The 18,216-nt window shown below is 31.2% G+C and carries 18 protein-coding genes; 9 read left to right on the forward strand and 9 right to left on the reverse strand.

What is annotated here, in order from left to right:
* Nucleotides 1-6: 6 nt before the first annotated feature.
* On the reverse strand, nucleotides 7-1,323 hold the full coding sequence (locus tag ACKTSW_RS13945; protein ID WP_408025860.1) for a M16 family metallopeptidase: 1,317 nt from the start codon (nucleotides 1,321-1,323) through the stop codon (nucleotides 7-9).
* 207 nt (nucleotides 1,324-1,530) lie between these two features.
* Here ACKTSW_RS13945 and rplU point away from each other — a divergent pair, with 207 nt between their 5' ends.
* The 4 genes from rplU (at nucleotide 1,531) to ACKTSW_RS13965 (ending at nucleotide 5,333) form a co-directional block, all read left to right on the forward strand.
* A complete protein-coding gene (gene rplU, locus ACKTSW_RS13950; RefSeq protein ID WP_408025861.1) occupies nucleotides 1,531-2,016 on the forward strand; it encodes a 50S ribosomal protein L21 in 486 nt (161 codons plus the stop codon).
* 23 nt (nucleotides 2,017-2,039) lie between these two features.
* Nucleotides 2,040-2,300 carry a 50S ribosomal protein L27 gene (rpmA, locus tag ACKTSW_RS13955; protein ID WP_408025862.1) on the forward strand — a complete coding sequence of 87 codons (261 nt, stop codon included), beginning with the start codon at nucleotides 2,040-2,042 and terminating at the stop codon, nucleotides 2,298-2,300.
* 375 nt (nucleotides 2,301-2,675) lie between these two features.
* Nucleotides 2,676-3,413 (forward strand): LytR/AlgR family response regulator transcription factor, encoded by a 738-nt coding sequence (locus ACKTSW_RS13960; RefSeq protein ID WP_408025863.1) that lies wholly within the window; start codon nucleotides 2,676-2,678, stop codon nucleotides 3,411-3,413.
* Nucleotides 3,414-5,333: a tetratricopeptide repeat-containing sensor histidine kinase gene (locus tag ACKTSW_RS13965; RefSeq protein WP_408025864.1), complete on the forward strand. Its 1,920-nt coding sequence runs from the start codon at nucleotides 3,414-3,416 to the stop codon at nucleotides 5,331-5,333.
* Here the strand turns inward: ACKTSW_RS13965 and dinB are convergent.
* The 4 genes from dinB to trhO all read right to left on the reverse strand — a co-directional run bounded on the left by dinB (nucleotide 5,330) and on the right by trhO (nucleotide 8,983).
* On the reverse strand, nucleotides 5,330-6,412 hold the full coding sequence (gene dinB / locus ACKTSW_RS13970; protein ID WP_408025865.1) for a DNA polymerase IV: 1,083 nt from the start codon (nucleotides 6,410-6,412) through the stop codon (nucleotides 5,330-5,332). The two genes, ACKTSW_RS13965 and dinB, sit on opposite strands and share 4 nt — an antisense overlap.
* Before the next feature lie 62 nt (nucleotides 6,413-6,474).
* Nucleotides 6,475-6,705 carry a ferredoxin gene (locus ACKTSW_RS13975; RefSeq protein ID WP_408025866.1) on the reverse strand — a complete coding sequence of 77 codons (231 nt, stop codon included), beginning with the start codon at nucleotides 6,703-6,705 and terminating at the stop codon, nucleotides 6,475-6,477.
* Nucleotides 6,705-7,952, reverse strand: coding sequence for a peptidase U32 family protein (locus tag ACKTSW_RS13980; RefSeq protein ID WP_408025867.1), 1,248 nt, complete (start codon nucleotides 7,950-7,952; stop codon nucleotides 6,705-6,707). Before ACKTSW_RS13980 ends, ACKTSW_RS13975 begins: the two co-directional genes overlap by 1 nt.
* On the reverse strand, nucleotides 7,952-8,983 hold the full coding sequence (trhO, locus tag ACKTSW_RS13985; RefSeq protein ID WP_408025868.1) for an oxygen-dependent tRNA uridine(34) hydroxylase TrhO: 1,032 nt from the start codon (nucleotides 8,981-8,983) through the stop codon (nucleotides 7,952-7,954). Before trhO ends, ACKTSW_RS13980 begins: the two co-directional genes overlap by 1 nt.
* 225 nt (nucleotides 8,984-9,208) lie before the next feature.
* On the opposite strand from trhO, the gene ACKTSW_RS13990 reads away from it, so the two are divergent.
* Nucleotides 9,209-10,216, forward strand: coding sequence for an aspartate-semialdehyde dehydrogenase (locus ACKTSW_RS13990; protein ID WP_408025869.1), 1,008 nt, complete (start codon nucleotides 9,209-9,211; stop codon nucleotides 10,214-10,216).
* A gap of 64 nt (nucleotides 10,217-10,280) precedes the next feature.
* Entirely contained in the window at nucleotides 10,281-10,934 is a 654-nt protein-coding gene (locus ACKTSW_RS13995) for an HD domain-containing protein (RefSeq protein WP_408025870.1), read from the forward strand.
* 197 nt (nucleotides 10,935-11,131) lie between these two features.
* Here the strand turns inward: ACKTSW_RS13995 and ACKTSW_RS14000 are convergent, their stop codons facing one another.
* The 4 genes from ACKTSW_RS14000 to ACKTSW_RS14015 are packed head-to-tail and all read right to left on the reverse strand — an operon-like array spanning nucleotide 11,132 to nucleotide 15,027.
* Nucleotides 11,132-11,914 (reverse strand): enoyl-CoA hydratase/isomerase family protein, encoded by a 783-nt coding sequence (locus ACKTSW_RS14000; RefSeq protein WP_408025871.1) that lies wholly within the window; start codon nucleotides 11,912-11,914, stop codon nucleotides 11,132-11,134.
* Nucleotides 11,915-11,921: 7 nt separating this feature from the next.
* Complete coding sequence (locus ACKTSW_RS14005; RefSeq protein WP_408025872.1) at nucleotides 11,922-13,334, reverse strand: sensor histidine kinase; 1,413 nt, start codon at nucleotides 13,332-13,334, stop codon at nucleotides 11,922-11,924.
* Nucleotides 13,335-13,384: 50 nt separating this feature from the next.
* Nucleotides 13,385-13,876 (reverse strand): hypothetical protein, encoded by a 492-nt coding sequence (locus ACKTSW_RS14010; protein ID WP_408025873.1) that lies wholly within the window; start codon nucleotides 13,874-13,876, stop codon nucleotides 13,385-13,387.
* Between the two features lie 5 nt (nucleotides 13,877-13,881).
* On the reverse strand, nucleotides 13,882-15,027 hold the full coding sequence (locus ACKTSW_RS14015) for a DNA polymerase III subunit (RefSeq protein ID WP_408025874.1): 1,146 nt from the start codon (nucleotides 15,025-15,027) through the stop codon (nucleotides 13,882-13,884).
* A gap of 122 nt (nucleotides 15,028-15,149) precedes the next feature.
* On the opposite strand from ACKTSW_RS14015, the gene ACKTSW_RS14020 reads away from it, so the two are divergent.
* The 3 genes from ACKTSW_RS14020 to ACKTSW_RS14030 all read left to right on the forward strand — a co-directional run bounded on the left by ACKTSW_RS14020 (nucleotide 15,150) and on the right by ACKTSW_RS14030 (nucleotide 18,187).
* Nucleotides 15,150-15,374, forward strand: a complete 225-nt coding sequence (locus ACKTSW_RS14020; RefSeq protein WP_408025875.1) for a FeoA family protein — start codon at nucleotides 15,150-15,152, stop codon at nucleotides 15,372-15,374.
* Nucleotides 15,375-15,377: 3 nt separating this feature from the next.
* Complete coding sequence (feoB, locus tag ACKTSW_RS14025; RefSeq protein ID WP_408025876.1) at nucleotides 15,378-17,483, forward strand: ferrous iron transport protein B; 2,106 nt, start codon at nucleotides 15,378-15,380, stop codon at nucleotides 17,481-17,483.
* A 203-nt stretch (nucleotides 17,484-17,686) separates the two neighbouring features.
* A complete protein-coding gene (locus tag ACKTSW_RS14030; RefSeq protein ID WP_408025877.1) occupies nucleotides 17,687-18,187 on the forward strand; it encodes a DUF3575 domain-containing protein in 501 nt (166 codons plus the stop codon).
* Nucleotides 18,188-18,216 lie beyond the last annotated feature (29 nt).

The following is an 18,216-nucleotide window of genomic DNA, read 5'->3' on the forward strand; positions in this document are numbered from 1 at the left end:
AGATGATTATTTCTTTTTTGGTAAATATTCAATAATAACACGACGGTTTTTAGCTAAGTATTTTTTAGCTATGTCTCTAATTTCTTCTTTGGTAATAGAGTTGATAATCTCTAACTCTTTGTTTATTTGGTTTGTATTTCCAACTAACATATAGTTTCTTACTAACGAGTTAGCAATACCTTGCACGCTAGAATTTGAAGCAACAAATTGGTTCTCAAACTTATTACGAACTTTTTGTAAGTCTCTATCTGAAATTAACTCTGTTTGTAATTTTTCAATTTCTTCATCCATTTCTTTAATTAAATCATCTAAAGATGTTTTTCCTAAAGGAATAGCTCCAATATTGTATACACTATAATCTTCTAAATTACGTGCGAAAGAGAAAACCTGTAATGCTTTTTTCTTATCGTCAACTAATTTTTTGAACAATCTAGAACTTTTCCCATTACTTAAAATGGTAGAAATTACATCTAACACCTTAGAATCTCTTTCTTTCATTGAAGGAGTTTTGTGTGCTAATAAAATAGCAGGCAGCTGAATGTTAGCATCGTATTCTTTAACACGTTTTTCTTGAACTCTTTCTGGTTCTGCTACTTTTTCACGCTTAGGAAGTGTTCTTGCAGGGATTGACTCAAAGTAATCTTTAATTAATTTTTTTGTTGAAGCCTTTTCAAAATCACCTGCAACTACGAGTACAGCATTATTAGGCATGTACCATTTTTTGTAAAAATCTTGAAACTCTGTTAAGGTAGCAGCATCCAAATCTTTAATATAACCAATCATTGGTCTTCCATAGTTGTGCTTGTCAAAAATATGGTTGTAAACATCACCATAAATAATTTTTCCATAAGGAGCATTATCCATTCGTTGACGTTTTTCTTCTTTTACAACTTCATTTTGTGTATCAACAGCTTTTTGGTCGATGATTGGGTGCAATAATCGTTCAGATTCCATCCATAAACCTAGTTGTAAATTGTTTGAAGGAAATGTTTCGTAATAATAGGTTCTGTCCCAGTTTGTATTTGCATTTCCAGCACCACCATTGGCAGCTTCAATTTTATTCCACTCACCACGACCAATATTTTCAGTCCCAGTGAATAATAAGTGCTCATAAAAATGTGCCATTCCTGTTTTACCAGTTTCTTCATCTTTTGAACCTACATGATACATTACACCAATAGTAACTACAGGAGCAGAACTGTCTTGATGCAAAATAACGTGCATTCCGTTGTTCAAATCGTACTCTTCAAATTCAACTTTTTGTGCATTAGCTGATAAGCCTAATAACAAAGCTGAAGCTAGAGTGATAACTCTTTTTCTCATTGATTGAAATTTAATTTTTTAATTATTTTCGTGTATTGGACGTGAAATTATACTAATTGTTACAATTGAAATACTAAAAAAGAATGTTTTTTACGTTAAAAGAGTAATTTTCTGAGTAATACATTTTTTTTTGATGTAAAAAACGTATATTTGCACCCGCATTTTTATTAAAAAATGTGAATAAAGTATAAACGCAAAACAGATAGTATGTACGCAATCGTAGAGATAGCAGGGCAGCAATTTAAAGTAGCAAAAGACCAAAAAGTATACGTACACCGTTTACAAGAGGCAGAAGGATCAAAAGTAACTTTTGATAATGTAATGCTTATTGAAGATGAAGGAAACGTAACTATTGGCGCCCCAGCTATAGAAGGTGCAGGAGTAACTGCAAAAATTTTAGGTCACTTAAAAGGTGATAAAGTAATCGTATTCAAGAAGAAAAGAAGAAAAGGTTACAAAAAGAAAAATGGACACAGACAGTATTTAACTGAAATCCAAATCGAAGGAATTGTTACTTCAGGTGTTAAAAAGGCAGCTACTAAGAAAGAAGCTCCTAAAACTGAAGTAAAAGAAGAGTCGAAGGATTTAAGTTCAATGACTGTAGCAGAATTAAAAGCTTTAGCTAAAGAAAAAGGTATTACAGGATACACTTCTTTAAAGAAAGCAGAATTAATTGAAGCATTAAGTAAATAATTTAACTTTAAAAACTTACAAAGATGGCTCATAAAAAAGGTGTCGGTAGTTCGAAGAACGGTCGTGAATCAGAATCGAAACGATTAGGAGTAAAGATTTTTGGAGGACAAGCTGCAATTGCAGGTAACATTATTGTTCGCCAAAGAGGAACTCAACACAACCCAGGTGAAAATGTTTACATGGGTAAAGATCATACTTTACATGCTAAAGTTGATGGTGTTGTAAAATTCCAAAAGAAAAGAGATAATAAATCATACGTTTCTATAACTCCATTTGAGGCATAGAAAACTAACTGATTAGATAAAACTAAAAACCAAACATTTAATTTAATGTTTGGTTTTTTTGTTTTTAAAAACAAACTAAAGTTTAAATTTATAGCATAAAAAAACACCACTCTAGAGTGGTGTTTTTATAACTTAATATCATCATTGATTAATCCCCCAATTTATCAATATGATTTCCCTTGTGTATTACGCTGCAAATATGAGGTTAAAAAACTTTCTGCTTGGTGAGATATGTATAAATGGTTTGTTTTTTTGTATAAATGGTGAAAACTTTGCTTTATCATATCGTTTTGCTTTGATCTATTGCTAAAATCGCAGTGTTTTCATTTTATTTATAAGATATTATCCGTTACATTTGATACAAATGTATATGAAATGTTAAGAGCAGTTATAGTTGATGACGAACCAAAAGCAATACAAGGACTCTCTTGGGAATTATCAAGCTTTGATAATGATATAGAAATAATAGAAACGTTCACAGATGCGGAAAAAGCAATTAAGTATATTAACAAAAACAATATAGATTGTCTTTTTTTAGATATAGAGATGCCAACGATGGGTGGTTTTCAATTATTAGAAAAACTAGAGGACAAGGATTTTGCTATCATTATAACAACAGCGTATAATGAGTATGCTATAAAAGCATTAAAGAATCAAGCAATAGACTATCTACTTAAGCCTATAGATTCAGATGACTTAGAAGATACTATTGGAAGAATTAGACAACATTATAAGAAGAAGAATAATTCTGAAAAAGTTGAAAAAATCTTATCAAGCTTTAATAAGAAATTTAACAGAAGAAAAATAAGAATTAATACTGATGGAAAGTTGGTTTTTTTATCTGAAGATGAAATTCTATTTGTAGAATCAGATGGAAATTATTCAACAATCTATACCACAGGAGGTAATAAAAAAATAGTAGTAACAAAAAAGTTAAAAGAAATTAATTTACTATTACCTGAAGAACACTTTTTTAGAATTCATAATTCTTTCATTATTAACTTAAATAAAATTAAAGAGTTTTTAAAATCTGATGGTTATGTGGTGTTAGAAAATAACCATAAAATCCCAGTATCAAGACAAAGAAAATCAGATTTCTTAGAAAAATTTTAAATGAAGCGATTAATAATTATTTTTTTGTTTATTAAAATGTTTACTTGTTATGCACAACAGGTAAAACAAAGTAAAGACAGTTTAATTCAACTGGCAATAGAAAACAGAATAGATAATTATCATGATTTGTACCGGTTTTTTGGCAGAGGTAGATTTAAGAAAGAAGAAATAGATCTCCTTTTAAAAAAAAGCAAACAAAAAGAGTATAAACTAGGAGAGGTATTTGCATATAATTTGTTGGGTAGACATTACAGAAATAACTCTTTTTTTGATAAATCAATAGAGAATTATACTCGAGCCCTCGATTTATCGAGAGAGTTAAAAAATGTTAGTGCAGAAATAATTACTCTTAACCAAATAGGGGTAGTATATAGGAGACAAGATAAGATTAGAAGTGCTTTGAATTACCATCAAATGGCATTTGAACTTGCTGATAATATAGAGATTCCAGATACTGATACCAAAATAAGTATAAGTATATCAAACAACAGTATAGGTAATATATACTTAGCGCTTAAGCAATATCAATTAGCTTTAGAAAAATTCAAAAAATCTATTTTAATTCAGGAAAAAACAGGAGATAAAAGAGGATTAGCAATTAATCATCAAAACATGGGTTATGCTTTTAAAAGTATTGGAGATATTGATGCAGCTTTAGAACATTATCATAAATCGTTAGATTATAATATCGAAAACGATTCTGATGTTGGAAGAGTTATTTGCCATCAGAGTATTTCAGAAGTTTTATTGTTACAAGGAAAGCATAACGAAGCCTATGATTATATAAAAAAAGTTGTACCTCTTTCAGAAGAAATAGGGAACCAATTTTATACCGTAAATGTATATACTACGTTGGGTAACGTTCATTTAAAATTAGATAGCTTAGAGAATGCAAAAATATATTTAGAAAAAGGGTTAAAAATTGCTGAGAAACATAAAATTCCTTCAGGAGTTAATCAGGCGAACTTATATTTATCTGAGCTATATGAGAAAAAAAAGAATTATGAAAAATCTTATAATTTTTATAAAAAAGCTATTGAAGGAGAACGTAAAACATTTAACGATAAAAATATACTGTACGTAAACAATCTTATTAACAAGTATGATAATGAGGTAAGTAGAAATAAAATAAAAAGCTTAGCAAAGGAGAATGAAATAGCAAAATTGAAGTTGTTAAGAAATAGAAATATATTAATTATTGCGTTAGTTTCTATAGCATTGTTAGGGGTATTATTATACTCTATGTACAGACAACGTTTATTGAATAATGATAAAAAGATATTAATGCTTGAACAGGAGGCTCTACGAATACAAATGAACCCTCATTTTGTATTCAATGCATTAAACTCAATTAAATTATATATAATTAATAATGAGCAGAAAAATGCCGTTTATTATTTAAATAAGTTTTCAAAATTAATTAGGAATATTTTAGAATCATCATCAGTAAAAGAAGTAACATTAAGTGAAGAGTTAAAGACAATGAATTTATATATGAGTATTGAAAATATTCGGTTGTCTAATGAAGTTAATTATATAGAGAAATTAGATAGCAATGTAAATGTAGAGAGAATTAAAGTACCTCCTTTAATTTTACAACCCTTTTTAGAAAACTCTATATGGCACGGACTTTCTTCAAAAAAAGGAGAGAAAAAAGTTTCTTTATTAGTTACAAAAATTTCAGATGAGTTTATACAAATAGACATAATAGATAACGGAATTGGCAGAGATGCTGCTATGGAAATAAGAAAAAGTAAGTCCTTAAATCGTAAGTCTATTGGGATAGATTTAACAGAAGAAAGGTTACGTAATTTTTCAAATGAATATAAGAATAATTATGCGTTGGTTTATACTGATATTATTGATGAAGATGGAAAGGCTAAGGGAACAAAAGTGTCATTAAAAATTCCAATAGTTTAAAAGTCAAAGCGTAATTGTACCCAAACAGGGTCTTTCTTTTCAGTATTTAAATTACTGAAAGAAATACCTAATAACCGAACTGAATTATTAAGTGTATTTTGATACAGTAGTTCCTTTACAACAGGGTAGAACTCTTTTTTTAGCTGTAGGTAACGGCCAGTTGTTTTACTTCTAGTTTGTTGCGTAAAATCACTGTATTTAATTTTTAATGTAACAGTTTTACCTTTAGTATTCGATTTTTTCATGCGACGCTCTAATTCATCAGCTATTTTATCAAGACGTTCTAACATATAAACTTCAGAAGATAAATTTTCTCTAAAAGTAGTTTCGGCAGCAATTGATTTTCTTGTACGATTGGGTTTTACCATAGAGTTATGAATACCTCTAACAATATGGTAATAATGTACTCCTGATTTACCAAATAACCCAGAAAGCTCTTCCAATGATTTTTGCTTTAAATCTAGCCCTGTAAAGATTCCTAAGTTGTGCATTTTAGCAGCAGTTACTTTACCTACACCATAAAATTTGTTTACGGGTAATTGCTCTAAAAACTCGATAACTTCTTCTGGGTTAATAGTTTTTTGTCCGTTTGGCTTATTAATATCAGAAGCTACTTTCGCAATAAACTTATTAATAGATATTCCTGCAGATGCTCGTAATTCTAATTCCTTCCAAATACGCTGACGAATTTCCTGAGCAATCATACTTGCCGACGGGTTTCCTTTTTTGTTTTCAGTGACATCTAAATAGGCCTCATCTAAAGACAAAGGCTCCACCAAATCGGTATAATCATAAAATATTTTTCTAATTTTAGAGGATATCTCTTTATAGCGCTCAAACCTTGGAGGAACGAATATAATATGTGGGCATTTTTGTTTTGCTAAAACACCACTCATTGCAGAACGAACACCAAATTTACGCGCTTCATAGCTAGCAGCAGAAACTACCCCTCGTATTTCACTCCCTCCAACAGCAACAGGTTTTCCCCTTAATTCAGGGTTGTCTAATTGCTCTACAGACGCATAAAATGCATCCATATCTACATGAATAATTTTTCGAAAAGGAGGTTGCAGTTCCATAATGTAAAAATAGAAAAAGTGCTCCAATGAGCACTTTACTAATTATAATATGTATTTAAAAGTTATAGTTGTTTCACTTCAATGATTTTAACAGGACATGCCTTTTTAGCCTCTAAAGAGGCTTCAAAAATAGAATCATCATGTGATTTTATGGTAAAAAAACCTTTTTTTTCAGTGGAGTGTAGTAAAACCGATTTACCATCTTTCTTTGACATCTGAAATTGTGCAGGAGCTAATTCCACACAATAGTTACAGCCAATACATTTGTTTCTTTGTAAGGTAATTACCACCATTAGTTTTGGGCAAATTCGGTTTTTACAATTTTGTATAACTTATCTGATGGACGAATTCTGAAATCTAGTTTCATAGTAACTTCATCTCCTTTGGTGGCGGTTTGTGCTTCTTTGTCGTTTACAAACATACTTTTTAATTCCATTTCTTGTGCACCTGTGGTAGGTCCTGTAATTAAAATGGTGTCCCCCACAGCTAAATCGTATGCTTCAATTTTAAACTCTCCAATTGCTGCTTTTGGAAAATAATGTACGCCTTTTCCTAAGTATACTTTCTTTTGGGTGGCATGTGAACCAGGTTCTTTACTCCATTCTCCTAACTTTTGTCCTAAGTAATAACCATTCCAAAAACCACGATTGTATACTTTTTCAAGCTCTTGCATCCAGCTAATTACTTTTTCTTTGTCGTACGTTCCATTATGTAAACTGTCGATGGCATCACGATAACATTTAATTACTTTAGCAACATATTCAGGAGCACGACCACGTCCTTCAATTTTTAAAACTTTAATTCCAGCATCGGCAACTTGATCTAAGAAATCGATGGTACATAAATCTTTTGGAGACATGATGTACTCATTATCTAATTCCATTTCAAAACCAGACTCCTGATCAATTACCGTATATTTTTTACGACAATTTTGCTTGCATGCACCTCTGTTTGCTGAAGAATTATGAGAATGTAAACTCATATAACATTTTCCAGAAACTGCCATACATAGTGCGCCATGACCAAAAATTTCAATTTCTAACAAACGACCAGAAGGCCCTTTGATTTTTTCTTTTTCAATTTGTTCAGTAATCTTTTTTACTTGACGTAAACTTAATTCTCTACTCAACACTACTGTATCTGCAAACATCGCGTAAAACTTAACTGTTTCAATATTGGTAATGTTGATTTGGGTTGAAATATGTACTTCCATACCTTCTGCTCTTGCCATGGCAATTACAGCTTGATCCATAGCAATTACCGCAGAAATGTTGGCTTCTTTAGCTTTTTTGATTAAGGTTTTTACGATAGATAAATCATGATCGTAAATAATGGTATTTAAAGTTAGGTAGGTGCGAACACTTTTCTCAGCACATCTGCGAGAAATTTCCTCTAAATCATCTAAGGTAAAGTTGATAGATGCTCGAGCACGCATATTTAATTGCTCAACACCAAAATATACCGAATCACATCCATTGTCTAAAGCTGCTTGTAACGATTCGAAATTACCAGCAGGAGCCATTAATTCAATTTGTTGCATTACTTTTTAAATTTTAAAGCTTCAGAACGTCCTTTTTTAAATATTTTATTACTTGCGTATTTACCTTTGCGCAATTCTTTTTGCTCTTCGTATGTTAAATGAATAATTTCTTGACATTCAGGAGAGCAAGTGTTTTCCATTTTTTCAGCACATTCATCACATTGAATAAATAATAAATGACACCCTTCGTTAGCACAGTTGGTATGTGTGTCGCAAGGCTTGCCACATTGATGACAATTGGCAATTATATCATCAGATATTTTTTCAGCTCTTCTATGATCAAATACGAAGTTTTTACCTAAGAATTTATTTTCTAAGCCTTCTTCTTTTACTTGGCGTGTATATTCAATAATACCACCTTCTAATTGAAAAACATTTTTGAACCCTTTATGCTTGTAGTAAGCAGATGCTTTTTCACATCGAATACCACCGGTACAATACATCAATAAGTTTTTATCTTCTTTATGGTCTTTCAAATCTTCTTCAATAATATCCAAAGAATCTCTAAACGTATCAACATCTGGAGTCAATGCACCATCGAAATGACCTATTTCGCTTTCATAGTGGTTTCGCATATCTACACAAACCGTATCAGGATTGGCTAACATCTCATTAAATTCTTTAGCGTTTAAATGAACACCTTTGTCAGTTACGTCAAAAGTATCGTCATTTAATCCGTCAGCAACAATTTTGTTACGAACTTTTACTTTTAGTTTTAAAAAAGATTTATTGTCATGTTCAATAGCTACGTTTAAACGAATTCCATTTAAAAAAGCGATGCTATCTAATTGATTTTTTAAGGCTAAAAAGTTTTCGGAAGGAACAGATATTTGGGCATTAATTCCCTCGTAAGAAACATAAGTTCTTCCTAATACATCTAATTCATTCCATTCAAGGAATAATTTATTTCTAAATAAGGTTGGGTTTTCTATCTTATGATATTGATAGAATGAAATAGTAATACGGTCTTTACCAGCGTCGTCTATTAACTTAGCGCGTTCTTCTGCGCTTAACTTGTTGTACAGTTGCATGCTATACTTTTTTAAGTTAAACAAATATGTTGTGATTTTAACAAAAAATCGATGCAAATGTACTGATTTTTTGCGTTTTACTGTTTAAAACAATACTTTTTAAGTTAAAGTGGTATATTTTTAAACTTTAACTGTTTTTTTTACACAAATGAGATACAACCAATTTGTTTTTTTTAAACCTTTGTAACTGAAAAACAATAAATTTTTATACTCAAAAAAAAAAAGATGAGAGTAGCAGTAGTAGGCGCTACCGGTATGGTAGGTAATGTAATGTTACAAGTATTAGCAGAACGTAATTTTCCAGTAGCAGAGTTAATTCCTGTTGCATCAGAACGTTCAGTAGGAAATCAAATAGAATTTAAAGGCACAAATTATACAGTAGTTGGTTTAGAAACTGCGGTGGCCATGCAACCAGACATTGCATTGTTTTCAGCAGGTGGAGATACTTCGTTAGAGTGGGCACCGAAGTTTGCAGCTGTTGGTACAACGGTAATTGATAACTCTTCGGCATGGAGAATGGATCCAACAAAAAAACTTGTAGTTCCAGAAATTAACGGTGATGTGTTAACTAGTGAAGATAAAATTATAGCAAACCCAAACTGTTCTACGATTCAATTAGTAATGGCGTTGGCTCCGTTACATAAAGAATATACAATGAAGCGTGTGGTAATTTCAACATACCAGTCTGTCTCAGGAACAGGTGTTAAAGCGGTTAAGCAATTAGATAATGAAGAGGCAGGAGTTAAAGGAGAAATGGCATACCCACACCCAATAGGAAGAAATGCATTACCACATTGCGATGTGTTTTTAGAGAATGGATACACAAAAGAAGAAATGAAGTTAGTAAAAGAACCTAAGAAGATTTTACGAGATGATTCTTTTACAGTAACTGCCACGGCAGTTAGAATACCTACAGCAGGAGGGCATTCTGAAGCTGTTAATGTACAGTTTGAAAATGACTTTGAGCTAGAAAAGGTTCGTGAGTTGTTAAGTAAAACTGATGGAGTTGTTGTACAAGACGATGTACAAAATAATGTATACCCAATGCCTGTTTTAGCTAATGACAAAGATGAGGTTTTTGTAGGTAGAATTCGAAGAGATGAATCTCAGCCAAATACCTTAAATATGTGGATTGTAGCAGATAACCTTCGTAAAGGAGCGGCTACAAATACCGTTCAAATAGCAGAATATTTAGTAGCTAATAATTTAGTCGAACCGTCGGTTACTGCATAAAAAATAATAATAATACTTTTAAAAACCCTGTGCTTACAAGTACAGGGTTTTTTATTTTTGAAATATGAACAAAGAACAAATAATACAAAACACTATTAAGTTTGTAAAAGAAACTTTACAAGGAGCAGAAGGAGGACATGATTTTTTTCATATTGAAAGAGTATATAAGAATGCTTTACTCATAGCAAAAGATGAAGATGTTGATGAGTTTGTAGTTTCGTTAGGAGCGTTACTTCATGATATTGCTGACAGCAAATTTTATAATGGAGATGAAACGATTGGACCAAAAAAAGCGAGAGCCTTCCTCCAGAGTAAGCAAGTTTCTGAAGAGATTATTATTCATGTTGAAAATATCATTACTAATATTTCTTTCAAAGGAGGAAATTTTGAACAAAACTTTAAATCTCCTGAGTTAGATGTTGTTCAAGATGCTGATCGATTAGATGCTATTGGAGCTATTGGAATTGCTCGTTGTTTTAATTACGGAGGATTTAAAAATAGAGAGTTGTACAATCCGAAGATTCCTCCAAATTTAAAGATGTCTAAAGAGGAGTATAAAAAGTCTACCGCACCAACAATTAATCATTTTTATGAAAAACTATTATTGTTAAAAGAGAAAATGAATACGCAAACAGGAAAAATAATTGCAGAGCAAAGACATGCTTATATGAAAGGTTTTTTAAATCAGTTTTATAATGAATGGAATGGAATAATTTAGCATTTATTATGTTAATAATGTAAGTTTTTAATTTTTTTAATAAAAAGTTTACATTAAAACTTAAATTTCATTGAATTTAACGTATATTCGTATAAGTTAGTAATCCCCATTTTATTAATATAATCCCTTTGTTGTAAAATAGCATCTAAATTTTTATTTAGATGCTATTTTTTTTATAGATATTACTTTGTGAAAAACTACTTTCCTGGAAATTTAGGTTTACGTTTTTCTAAAAAAGCAGTAGTTCCTTCTTTAAAATCTTCAGTACTAAAACAATTTCCAAATTCTGTAATTTCACTTTCGAAACCATTTACACCATCTTTGAAATTATCGTTTACAGCTTTAATAGCTGCGCTAATAGCTATAGAAGAATTACGAATAATTTTAGAAGCTATCTTTTCGGCAAGTGGAAGTAATTCTTCTTGTGATGTTATATGATTTACTAATCCTGCCTCTTTGGCTTCCTCTGCAGAGATCATACCTGCTGTCATAATTAATTCCATGGCTTTACCCTTGCCAACTAATTGTGGTAAACGTTGTGTGCCACCATAACCAGGAATAACTCCTAAAGATACTTCAGGTAATCCCATTTTTGCATTTTCAGAAGCGACTCTAAAATGACATGCCATTGCTAATTCTAAACCTCCACCTAAAGCAAAACCATTCACTACTGCAATAACTGGAGTTGATAAGTTTTCAACGAAATCAAACAAAATTTCTTGCCCTTTTTTAGCTAACATTCTTCCTTCTTCAGAAGAGAAATGTGCAAATTCTGAGATATCTGCACCAGCAACAAATGCTTTTTCTCCACTTCCTGTTATAATAATTACTTTAACAGAAGCGTCTTTTTCTAAAGTTTTAAAAGCATGGTGTAGCTCTTCGATAGTAGCTTTGTTTAAAGCGTTTAATTTTTTTGGTCGGTTAATTGTAATAGTTGCCAAAGCATTAACTTGTTCAACTAAAATATTTTCAAAATTCATACTATGTTTATGTTTTAGGTAAAATTACAGTAAAAACAGTTCCTACTCCTTTAGTTGAAGTAAAAGAGATAGTTCCGTCATATGCTTCAATTATATTTTTTATCATAGATAAGCCTAAGCCCATTCCACTTGTTTTTGTAGTAAATTTAGGTTCGAATATTAATTCTTTATTTTCATCGCTAATACCTTTTCCATTATCAGAAACCATAATTTTTACACTATTACCTTCAGAAGCAACTTTGACTTCAATTTTTGGATTTTTGTCAGTATCTTTTATTGCTTGAATAGAGTTTTTAATTAAGTTGGTAACAATTCGTATGAGTTGTGTTTTGTCTAAGTTAGCAAACAACTCTTTTTCTAAAGGAAGATAATGTATGTAGTCTTCTGTGAAAATATCTAGAGAGTGTTTAACTACATCAACAACGTTTAGTTTCTCACGGCGCTGTGTAGGCATTTTGGCAAAATCAGAAAAAGCAGAGGCAATAGAGCTCATTACATCAATTTGTTGAATAAGAGTTTCGCTATATTCAGACATTTTTTCTTTTATATTAGGATCTTTAGGATTAAATTTTCTGTCAAAGCTTTGTACCGATAAGCGCATAGGTGTTAACGGATTTTTAATCTCATGGGCAACTTGTTTTGCCATTTCCCTCCAAGCTTGTTCACGTTCACTTTGAGCTAATTTCACTGCGCTTTCCTCTAATTGGTCTATCATGTTGTTGTATGCTGCAACTAAAGAGTTAATTTCTGAGCTTGCTGAATTTAATGTAATTTTTTCATTACGTTTATTTAAGCGAGTCTCATTTATTTTTTGTGAAATTGTTTGAATTGAACGTGTAATATAACTTGATAAAAAGTAAGCTAAAACGATAGCTAGAATAAGCATTAATAAATATACTAAAGACAAACGTGAGATAAACTCTCGTAGTTCATCTTTCTGTTCTTCATTATCTTGAGCAATTTGTAACTCTAAAATACCTATTCGTTTGAAACGAGGATCGTTTATATAGGTAAAAGAAGATTGGTATATTACTCCTTTTTGGGTTCTGCTTTTTAAAATTTTATGATTAGAGTTATTAGCTAAATCTCGTATGGTTTCATTAGCAAGGTTTTCACCTTCTTTTTTGTCGAAATTATAAGGAATGGAAGACTTTAAAAGCTTTCCTTTCATGTCGTACATTGAGATGGTAAGCTTGTGAACATATGCAATATCATAAATTCTATCTTGAAAAATCTTAGCTAAGTTATCTGTAGTTACTGGGTAAGTAGTTCTACGTTTTAGTTCTATTTCAATGTCTTGTTTGGTAGAAGCTTCTTTACGTTCAAAACGAGAAATGTTATAATCTTTAGTTTGTTCGTCGTACTGATAAATTGTAACCAGTACTATTAAGATTGAAGCCAATAATACTAACAGTATCATTGATAAGAAAATTCTAATTCGTAGCGATATGTTGTTAAAGATGCGCAATTCTATAATTCAATTTTTTTAGTTTTCATCAATAAAGTATCATCACTTTCTCCATCACTGTCCCAGTCGTAAATAGAAGTAGCATTAAAACCTTTTTTAGTTTGTGTAATTGTGTACCAAGCTTGCACCTGTTTTCCTAAATACGGATAATCTACAAATAAACTATCACCACTAGTTTTCCATTTTCCGTCTGTTTCACTAACTTTTTTTCCATCAGCTTTCACAAACCATGCTTTGAAAGTACCATCATTTTTATAAATAGACTGTGCTTTTCCAGAGTTAGGTTTACTAAAATCGTCCTCAAAAATTGAAGTGCTATCGGTTTCATTAGCAGTTAGATATTCAATTTTTAAATAGGTTGTTTCCCAGGTTCCAATCAAGTAATTTTTTAAAACAGGTTTAGTTGAGGTCACTTCTTCTTTTTTTTCTTGTTTACAAGTAGCAAAAAATATTCCGAAAACGAGTATGGTAATTATATTTTTTATTTTCATCATTACAATTATATTTTTTCTTCTTTGGTATGCAGAAGACGTGTTAGCTTAATAGATAAATCTAATAAAATAATTTTAGCATTCCCATTTCTTTCAATATGGTACTGTGCATCACTTACTTCTTTTTCAATAGTTAAGATGTTAGTACTATGAACAAATGGAGCAAATTTAGCGAGTTCAAAGTTTGCAGATTTAGTTTCTAAAAACACCAAGTTGGGAGTTCCGTAGTTAAGAAGCAAAGCTTGTCTGAAAAATTGTAAACAATATTGTAAAAACTGCTTTTGAGTTTCTCTACCAGATTTAGCAATTTCTTCTGACCAACTAATTAAGTCTTGAATAACAGCAGCATTTCCTTTAGCTCTAAAAGCAGCACGAATCCAAGTAATAAACCATTGTTCAAAAATTATATCGTTTGAATTGTTATTTAAAATATGTAAAGCCTTGTTGTAATTTCCTTCAGATTGATGGGCGATATTAATCGCTTCATTTTCTGAAATATTTTTTTGTTGTATTAATGTATTGGCAATATCATTTTCACTCAATACAGGAAAATGTAAGGCTTGACATCGAGATTTTATCGTGTTTATAATTTGTTCTTCATCTTCAGCAACAAGAATAAAAATTGTTTTACTTGGAGGTTCTTCAATCAGTTTTAATAGTTTGTTAGAGGCAGCAATATTCATTTTCTCAGCCATCCAAATTACCATTACTTTAAAACCACCTTCATACGATTTTAGTTGTAGTTTTTTTACAATATCTTCTGCTTCATCTACACCAATTTGTCCTTGTTTATTATCAACACCAATATGTTGTAACCAATTAAACAAACTTCCGTAAGGCTGTTCTCTAATAAAAGAACGCCAGTCCTCTAAAAACAAATTACTAACAGGGTGCTTTTTTACCGAATCATTTGTAGTTACTGGAAAAGCAAAATGTAAATCAGGATGTTGTAGTTTATCACATTTTACATTACAGGCCGCTACATTATCAGAAAAATTACACAACAAGAATTGAGCATAGGCAATAGCCATAGGTAAAGTACCGCTTCCTTCCTTACCAACAAAAAGTTGCGCATGCGGAACCCTGTTGTTTTTAGCCGATTGCTGTAAATGTTTTTTTATGTTTTCTTGCCCAATAATTTCATTGAAAGTCATACCACAAATATAAGACATCAAACAAAGAGAACAACCGATTGTAAATAAATGATATATTACTTTGATATGTTGTTTAGAACGATTCTATTTTAGTATATTTGCTAGCTAAAAATACGTGTTTTTTGAGTACGATTGCATCATTACATATAGGAGAAAAAGGAATTATATCTGAAGACTGTTTAGATAAGATTCCATTAAAATTATTAGAAATGGGGTGTTTGCCAGGAACAGAGGTCGAGTTGCTTCAAATAGCTCCGTTAAAAGACCCTATGTATATTTGTGTAAATGGTAGCCATTTAGCAATTCGAAAAGAAACAGCTTGTCAAATTTCTATTCTTAAACTATAACTGATGAGTAATCGTATTAAAGTAGCGTTAATTGGGAACCCTAATACAGGAAAAACTTCACTGTTTAATCAGTTAACAGGCTTAAATCAAAAAGTAGGGAATTATCCAGGAGTAACTGTTGATAAAAAACAAGGAGTCTCAAAACTAGCTAATGGTAAAAGAGCTACAATTATAGACTTACCAGGCACCTATAGTATAAACCCTACATCTTTAGATGAAAGTATTGTTTTAAAAACTTTAATGGCAGCGCACAGAGAAGAGACTCCAGATGTAATTGTGGTTGTTGCCGATATTGAGAATTTAAAACGAAACTTATTATTGTTTTCTCAAATTCAAGATTTAGAAATTCCTACGGTTTTAGCTTTGAATATGGCGGATCAATTACAACGTAAAGGTATTTCAATAGATATATCTGCTTTAGAAAAAGAGTTACACACAAAGGTGGTGTTAGTGTCGGCAAGAAATAATGAAGGAGTTGATGACTTAAAAAGTGTAATAGCTGATTATGAGTCGTTACAAGTACATTCAAATTTTAACGAATTAACACAAAAAATAGACAAAGATTATTTTCATAAATTATCTAAAGTAGGTGAAAATTTCACAACCTATGGTTTGTGGATGATGCTTACAAAAAGACATACTATACTGCTTTCTTCTGAAGAAAAAGAACGAATGAAGTTGTTTGAAGGGGAAGAAGGAAAACAGAAAAAATATCAACATAAAGAAACGATATATAGATATCAGAAAATAAACGCAGTTTTAAAGCAAACATATAGTGTAGACACCTCTAAAGCTAGTGATTTACGTAGTAGACTCGACAGGGTTTTTACTCATAAGGTTTTTGGCTATGTCATTTTCTTCGGATTATTATTGCTGATTTTTCAATCTATCTTCGACTGGGCATCTACACCAATGGATTTTATAGATGGTTTGTTTGCTGATATTACTGAGTTTACCAAAGAGCAATTACCTGCAGGAATGTTTACCGATTTATTAACAGATGGAGTTATCCCTGGAATTGGAGGAGTTGTGATTTTTATTCCACAAATTGCTATTTTGTTTCTGTTTATTGCAATACTCGAAGAAACAGGATATATGAGTAGAGTTGTGTTTTTAATGGATAAAATCATGCGTCGATTTGGTATGAGTGGTAAGAGTGTAATTCCTTTAATTTCAGGTACTGCTTGTGCTATTCCCGCAATTATGGCAACTCGAACTATATCGAGTTGGAAAGAACGTTTAATAACTATTTTAGTAACGCCCTTTACAACCTGTTCAGCACGATTACCTGTTTACGCAATACTAATAGCACTTATTATACCCGATACAAAACTGTTTGGTATATTAAGTTTACAGGGGTTCACTTTATTGGTGTTATACGCTCTTGGTTTTGCAGCAGCAATAATTGCAGCATATGTATTACACAAAACTTTAAAAATTAATAATACCTCGTTTTTTGTGGTTGAAATGCCTAACTATAAGCTACCATCAGTAAAAAATGTATTGTACGATGTAATAGAAAAAACAAAAGCGTTTGTTTTTGGAGCAGGGAAAATCATATTAGCAATATCTATTGTATTATGGTTCTTAGCATCTCACGGGCCATCATCGTTTAATGATACTGAAAAAAAGGAGCTTGAAAATGTAGCAAATCAACAATTATCAGAAACAGAATTAGCAAAAAAAATAGCTTCAGCTAAACTAGAAAACTCTTACATTGGGATAGCAGGTAAAACAATAGAGCCAATAGTTAAACCTTTAGGTTATGATTGGAAAATAGGTATTGGGTTGATTAGTTCTTTTGCAGCCAGAGAAGTTTTTATAGGTACACTAGCAACTATTTATAGTGTGGAAGCAGATGATGAAAATACATCAACGATAAAGCAAAAAATGGCATCAGAAATAAATCCAGATACTGGAGAGAAGCGTTTTAATTTTGCTACAGGGATATCATTACTGTTATTTTATGCGTTTGCAATGCAGTGTATGGCAACGTTGGCAATTGTTAAACGAGAAACAAAAAGCTGGAAATGGCCAGTAATTCAATTAATGAGCATGGGGGTTTTAGCATATTTATCAGCTTTTACAGCCTATCAAATTTTAAGCTAATGCAAGAAATTATAACATACTTAATTGTTTGTGGAGCTGTTGCTTTTTTAGTGAAGAAGTTTTTATTTAACGCTAAAAAAAGTAACTGTGATACAAATTGTAATTGCTCATAATACCTTTTTCATATTATTTAGGAAAAGTTGTATGTTTGTGGTATCATAACTTGATAATGATAAATAAATTATAACTTATAAAAAATTTATATGAGAAAAATACTTTTAGCAACTGTAGTTTTTATCAGTTCTTTTGCTCACGCACAACAAGAAGTTAAAGTAGATTTATTAGATGCTTTGGCATTTAAAACTTTAGAGGTGTCGTACGAATATTATACAACAGAACGCTCATCGGTAGGTATTTCTGCCTTGTTTAATTTTGAAAAAAGATCTGCAGACTTCAAATACAATGAAAAACAAATGTTTACTCCTTTTTTTCGTCATTATTTTACCAACAGTAGTACTTGGAATTATTTTGGAGAAGTTTTTATGGGTATAAATATAGGAGAAAAAGAAATAGATCTTGATGGTTTACCCAATACTTTTAAGAAGTATACTGATGGTGCTTTAGGTATTGCTGTGGGTTCAAAATATATTTCTTCTGGAGGTTTTGTAATAGATATTTATGGAGGGTTAGGTAGAAATTTATTTACACCTGAATCTCATTCAATTGTACCAAGAGTAGGAATAAATCTAGGATATCGTTTTTAACGAAGTTCAACTTAAATAATCTAAAAAAG

Source organism: Tenacibaculum sediminilitoris, assembly GCF_964513795.1.
GTDB lineage: Bacteria > Bacteroidota > Bacteroidia > Flavobacteriales > Flavobacteriaceae > Polaribacter > Polaribacter sediminilitoris.